Here is a 5,632-nt window from a genome sequence, read left to right on the forward strand (position 1 = left end):
GGCGCGTGGCGCGCGGGCGGGGACGTGGCGCGCGGGCGCGGTAGGTTATTGGATGAACTTGTTGACGAGGTTTTCGAAATATTCCTGGCGGCCGCTGGTGACGGCGGGTTCGCCATGGGTGACGGCGTATTCGCGGAGGGCGGCGAGGTCTAGCTTGCCGGCGGCGAAATCCTTGCCGGCGCCGCTGTCGTAGGAGGCGTAGCGGGCGGTGCGGAGCTTGGCGTATTCGCCGTCGGTAAGTATGCGGTCGGCGGTAAGCAGGGCGCGGGCGAAGGTGTCGGCGCCGCCGATGTGGGCGTAGAAAAGGTCGGCGGGGTCGGTGGAGTTGCGGCGGATCTTGGCGTCGAAGTTGATACCGCCGCCCTGGAAGCCGCCGGCTTCGAGGATGATGAGCATGGCTTCGGTGAGCTCGCCGACGTTATTGGGGAACTGGTCGGTGTCCCAGCCGTTCTGGTAGTCGCCGCGGTTGGCGTCCATGGAGCCGAGCAGACCGGCGTCGGCGGCCACCTGCAGCTCGTGCTGGAAGGTGTGACCGGCGAGCGTGGCGTGGTTTACCTCCAGGTTGAGCTTGAAGTCGCCGAGGAGGTCGTATTGACGGAGGAAGCCGATGACCGTAGCGGCGTCATAGTCGTATTGGTGTTTGGTGGGTTCGCAAGGCTTGGGTTCGATAAAGAACGTGCCTTTGAATCCCTGGGCGCGGGCGTAGTCTTTGGCGGCGTGGAGGAAACGGGCGAGGTGTTCCTGTTCGCGCTTCATGTTGGTGTTGAGGAGGCTCATGTAGCCTTCGCGACCGCCCCAGAAGACATAGTTCTCTCCGCCGAGGGCGATGGTGGCATCGAGGGCGGCCTTGACCTGGGCCGCGGCGTGGGTGAGGACGTGGAAGTCGGGGTTGGTGGCGGCGCCGTTCATATAGCGGCGGTGGCTGAAGAGGTTGGCGGTTCCCCAGAGGAGCTTTACGCCGGTGGCGGTTTGTTTCTGTTTGGCGTAGTCGACGAGGGCCTGGAGGCGCCGGTCGTTTTCGGCTATATCGTTCCCGTAATCGACGACGTCGACGTCGTGGAAGCAATAGTAGGGGAAACCCATCTTGGTGATGAATTCAAAGGCGGCGTCCATCTTGTCTTTTGCGCGCGCCACGGGATCGCTTTGGGCGTCCCAGGGGAAGACGTGCGTGGGGCCGCCAAAGGGGTCCGAGCCGTTACCCACGAAGGAGTGCCAGTAGGCCACGGCGAAACGGAGGTGTTCTTTCATGGTTTTGCCTTTGACGACCTTTTTAGCGTCGTACCAGCGGAAGGCCAGCGGGTTGTCCGTGGCGGGGCCCTCGTAGGGGATGGCGGAGATGCCTTTGAAATATTCTGTTGCCATAAAGAGGAATTTTCGGGTTTGAGGAATGGTGAGGAGTGCGCCCGGCTCGTCAAACGAGCGAGAGCCAATCGTTGTAGGCCCGCTCGTACGCCCCGGTGTCGCCGGTAGGCAGCACTGTCCGCACGGGCTCCATGCGGCTGAAAGCATCCGATTCGTTCGCAAAGGCCTTGACGCCGATACCGGCGCCGAGGGCGGCGCCAACGCTGCCGTCGTTGCGGTAGAGGTCCACGGGCACGCCGGTGATTTGTACGAAGGCGTCCGTGAATACGTCGCTCAGGAAGAGGTTGGCCATACCAGCGCGGATACGGGAGGGACGCATGCCGTTTTCCCGGAGGATATCCAGGCCGTACCGGAATGAAAACGCGATGCCTTCCTGGGCGGCGCGGAAGAGATGAGCGCGGGTATGTTTGTTCAGATTGAGGCCGTGTATCTGGGCGCCAGGGAGGCGGTTCCCGAGCATCCGCTCGGCGCCGTTGCCAAAGGGAAGGATACGCACGCCTTCGCTCCCGATGGCGATGGACGCGGCTTCCCGGTTGATCGCTTCATAGGAAAGGCCGGGGGCGATCTGGTCTCGGATCCAGCGGTTGAGGATGCCGGTGCCGTTGATGCACAGCAACACGCCGAGGCGCTTGGCGTCGGGCAGGTAGTTGACGTGGGCGAAGGTATTGACCCTTGACGCCACGTCGAAAAGCAGCTGGTCGGTCACCCCGTAGATGACGCCGGAGGTGCCGGCGGTGGCGGCGACTTCGCCGGGTTTGAGGACGTTCAGGGAGAGGGCGTTGTTGGGTTGGTCACCGGCTTTATAGGTGACCGGGATGCCGGCGCTGAGGCCCAGCTCGGCCGCGACGGCTTTACCCAGGCGTCCGTGCTCCGAGAACACCGGGCGCACTTCGGGGATGAGCGCCGTGTCGAACCCGAAATAGGTAAAGACGTCTTCGGACAGATGGTCTTCTTTAAAGTCCCAGAAGATGCCCTCGGAGAGGGCGGAGATGCTGGTCGTCTGTTCCCCGGTGAGCTTGTAGGCGATATAGTCGCCGGGAAGCATGGCTTTCGAGACGCGCTCGTATATCTTGGGCTCGTTGGCCTTTACCCAGCCGAGTTTGGAGGCCGTGAAGTTCCCCGGGGAATTGAGGAGGTGGTTGAGCGCGCGGCCGCGGCCGATGGCTTCGAGGGCGGCGTTACCGGTCTCGACGGCGCGGCTGTCGCACCAGATGATGGAGGGGCGGAGGACGTTGCCGTCCTTGTCGAGGACGACGAGGCCGTGCATTTGATAGGCGATGCCGATGGCGCCGACGTGCGAGGGGTCGACGGCGCCGAGCGCCCGTTTGATAGCGTGGCCGACGTGGTCCCACCACATCCCGGGGTCCTGTTCCGCCCAGCCTGGCTTGGGCGTGGAAATAGCCGACTCCGTGTCGGGGTATCTGGCGGAAGCCACGCATTGCTGGGTTCTTGCGTCCACGATGGACACCTTTATGGAGGACGTGCCGAGGTCGATTCCTAGGAGAAGCATACAATCGTATCATTTAAGCGGTCGTCTACCGCGGGTTGTGTTTGCTTGCCGCTGGCCTATGCCAACGTTGGCACAAATCTAGTTATTTTCGGCCGCCGGCCAAATAATTTGATATTTTTATCGGATGAAACGTTTTGCAGTATTCTGCCTTGTTTGCGCCGGGTGCGGGGCCCATGCGCGCCACGACCTCGGCGTACGGCAGGTGGTGACCGTTTCCAGGGACAGCGGGCAGGTACAGTTTTATGGAACGCACCTGTTCATGATGCCGCCAAAGGGCTTCCTTTTCTATCCGAAGTCCGACGTATGGGCAAGGGATCCCGATACCTATATGACGGCGGAGGAGGTAAGGCATTCATACAATGACCTCAGTTATGAGATGAAGATAGAATACAACGGTTCGATCAGGCAATGGGGTTTCAGGGTTTATTATAGTCATGACTTTACTTTTCAAAACGACTCGGCCAACATCACTTATGCAGGCGGCGGTACCGTTGCCGGGCAACCGATCGAGCGCATGTGGATGATATTCGGCTCCGACTCCGGATCTGCCAAAATATACGGCCAGTTCAAGGTCGGGCATAATGAGGACAGGGCCGCCATCCTTAGGGCGATGTTGTCTTGCTATAAGGATACATTGGCCCCGGTGCCCCTCTCGGAGATTCAACTATTCGACGTAAACATGCTTCAGACCGGCTTTGCCTTCAACTTGCAGAGCTACGAGTCATTCCACTATACGATCGGTGGCAAGGGCGACCCCACGAGAGGGGGCAACGACATGATCACCATTTGGCAAATTCCCCGCCACCGAAATGACGAGACGCTGCAGGTGCAGTTCCATTCCCTCGTCGAGAGGTTCAGCACCGGCAGCCTTCACAGCGAGACCCTGGATCAAAAGCAGGTCAGGATCGGAGGGGAGGACGGGTATGACGCAACGATAACCGGCACTTTGGGTGGTAAAGCACTGACCTACTATCTGGTGATGTTGCAAAACGAAAGAGAGACGATCGGCTTTTCCGGCTCCGCCTTCGATAACCAGGAACTCCGCCTGCAACAATATCAACAAATCGCCCGGACGCTCCGGCTTAAGTAGTCGTATGAAAAAGGTTACCATCCAGGACATAGCCGAGCAGCTGAACATCTCGTTTTCGACGGTGGCCAGGGCGCTCAATGACCACCCGGCGATCAGCGCGGAGACGAAGAAACGGGTCAAGGAGGCGGCGCGGAAGATGCACTACAGGCCGAACAAATTGGCGTCTTCGCTGCGGTCGGGGAAAACGCACATCATCGGCGTGATCGTGCCGAGCCTTTCCTTGAGTTTTTTCAGCTCGGTGGTGCACGGGATCGATACGGTGCTGAACGGCCAGCAATACAGCGTGCTCTTGTATCAGTCCGAAGAATCGCTGGACAGGGAGATCAAGGGGATCGATACGTTCCTGCGGTCACGGGTGGACGGCATCATCGCGTCGATGAGCCGGGAGACGTCGCACTACGAACACTTCGAGGAAATCCGGAAGCGCCGGGTACCGCTGGTCCTGTTTGACCGGGTGACGGAGAAGCTGCGCGTGCCTTCGGTGCGGATCGACGACTACCGCGGCGGGTATATGGCGACCATACATTTGATCGAACAAGGTTACCGGGACATCGTCCATATTACCGCGGACCAGGAGCTCGTTATCGCGGTCGACCGGCTGCGGGGATACCGCGATGCGCTGGCTGCGCACGGGCTGCCGGAGCGGGTATTCAAAGGGCCGTTCTCGGCGGAGTCCGGAAGGCGTTGCGTTTCGGAGCTATTGGCGTCGGGCGTAACGTTCGACGCGATCTTCGCGGTCGAGGACTTTACCGCGCTGGGCGCTTTGCAGGAATTACAGGAGCGCGGCGTGCGCGTGCCTGACGAGGTCGGGGTGATCGGTTTTGCCAATGAGTCGTTCGGGACGCTCGTGACGCCGGCTTTGTCGACGGTGGATCAGCAGACGATCAGGATGGGGGAAATCGCGGCGGAGCTGTTCTTGAAGGCATCGCGCGGGGAAACCGTGGAGCCCGTGATGCTGGACCCGATTCTGGTCACGCGTGCCTCCACCGCACGACGGCTGGGTTAAAGTCTATACGCCGAACTGGCGGAGGTGATGATCCAGGTGTTTATACATAAAGATGCTCCACTCTTCCGGCGCCATCTTTCCAAAAAATGAATGCGGGTATTGCGTACACTTGTCGCGACCGCCGTCGGCGAACTGCCGGATCAGACCGGCCAGGCGGGTCTTTTCGTGGTCGAAATCGCGTTCGCCACTGATAATGAAGTCCTTTCCAGTGGGTACGTTCTTGGGGTATTCCTGGTTTTCGTCGAGGAAACGCCTTTTGAGCCGGCGGCCTAAGAGGTAGCTGAAGACCCAGCGGCGCCCCGGCTTTTTACCACAGGCAAACTCGAGCGCGGCACAACAGTGGGCGAGCATCTGGGATACCGTCATCTTTCCCCAACCGCGGATGGATCGCGGTGACAATCGATTCACTCTCTCCAGGATAAGTGCTACGTCCGTACGGTTGAACAGGCTGTGCATAGGGTGCTTTCGCTTCACTAAGTTAAGCAAAAAGCCGGGTATATGCGCGTTTATTGGCCTTTCGGCGCGAGGGCGCCGTTCCTTTGCATTCTGTTGCGCCCGAAGCGCGTAGGCGAATTCTGAGGGGTGGAATGCCTCTTTTTTCCTGTTTTGCTGAGAATCTCAGCAAAACAGAGAAAAAGGGGCACGGCAGGCCGCTTCCATTCGC

The 5,632-nt window shown here is 59.9% G+C and carries 5 protein-coding genes; 2 read left to right on the plus strand and 3 right to left on the minus strand.

Translation table 11 applies throughout. From position 1 onward, the window contains the following. Nucleotides 1-45: 45 nt before the first annotated feature. Nucleotides 46-1,362 (minus strand): xylose isomerase, encoded by a 1,317-nt coding sequence (gene xylA, locus VL547_RS21295; RefSeq protein WP_325581773.1) that lies wholly within the window; start codon nucleotides 1,360-1,362, stop codon nucleotides 46-48. Between the two features lie 49 nt (nucleotides 1,363-1,411). Beyond that, a complete protein-coding gene (locus tag VL547_RS21300; RefSeq protein WP_325581775.1) occupies nucleotides 1,412-2,872 on the minus strand; it encodes a xylulokinase in 1,461 nt (486 codons plus the stop codon). Nucleotides 2,873-2,996: 124 nt separating this feature from the next. Here VL547_RS21300 and VL547_RS21305 point away from each other — a divergent pair, with 124 nt between their 5' ends. After that, a complete protein-coding gene (locus VL547_RS21305) occupies nucleotides 2,997-3,962 on the plus strand; it encodes a hypothetical protein (protein WP_325581777.1) in 966 nt (321 codons plus the stop codon). A gap of 4 nt (nucleotides 3,963-3,966) precedes the next feature. Next, nucleotides 3,967-4,968 carry a LacI family DNA-binding transcriptional regulator gene (locus tag VL547_RS21310; protein ID WP_325581779.1) on the plus strand — a complete coding sequence of 334 codons (1,002 nt, stop codon included), beginning with the start codon at nucleotides 3,967-3,969 and terminating at the stop codon, nucleotides 4,966-4,968. 3 nt (nucleotides 4,969-4,971) lie between these two features. Here the strand turns inward: VL547_RS21310 and VL547_RS21315 are convergent, their stop codons facing one another. Then, nucleotides 4,972-5,442 carry a DUF1569 domain-containing protein gene (locus tag VL547_RS21315; RefSeq protein WP_325581781.1) on the minus strand — a complete coding sequence of 157 codons (471 nt, stop codon included), beginning with the start codon at nucleotides 5,440-5,442 and terminating at the stop codon, nucleotides 4,972-4,974. Nucleotides 5,443-5,632: the final 190 nt, after the last annotated feature.

It is taken from the genome of Dinghuibacter sp., assembly GCF_035492835.1.
In the GTDB taxonomy this organism is placed as follows: domain Bacteria; phylum Bacteroidota; class Bacteroidia; order Chitinophagales; family Chitinophagaceae; genus Dinghuibacter.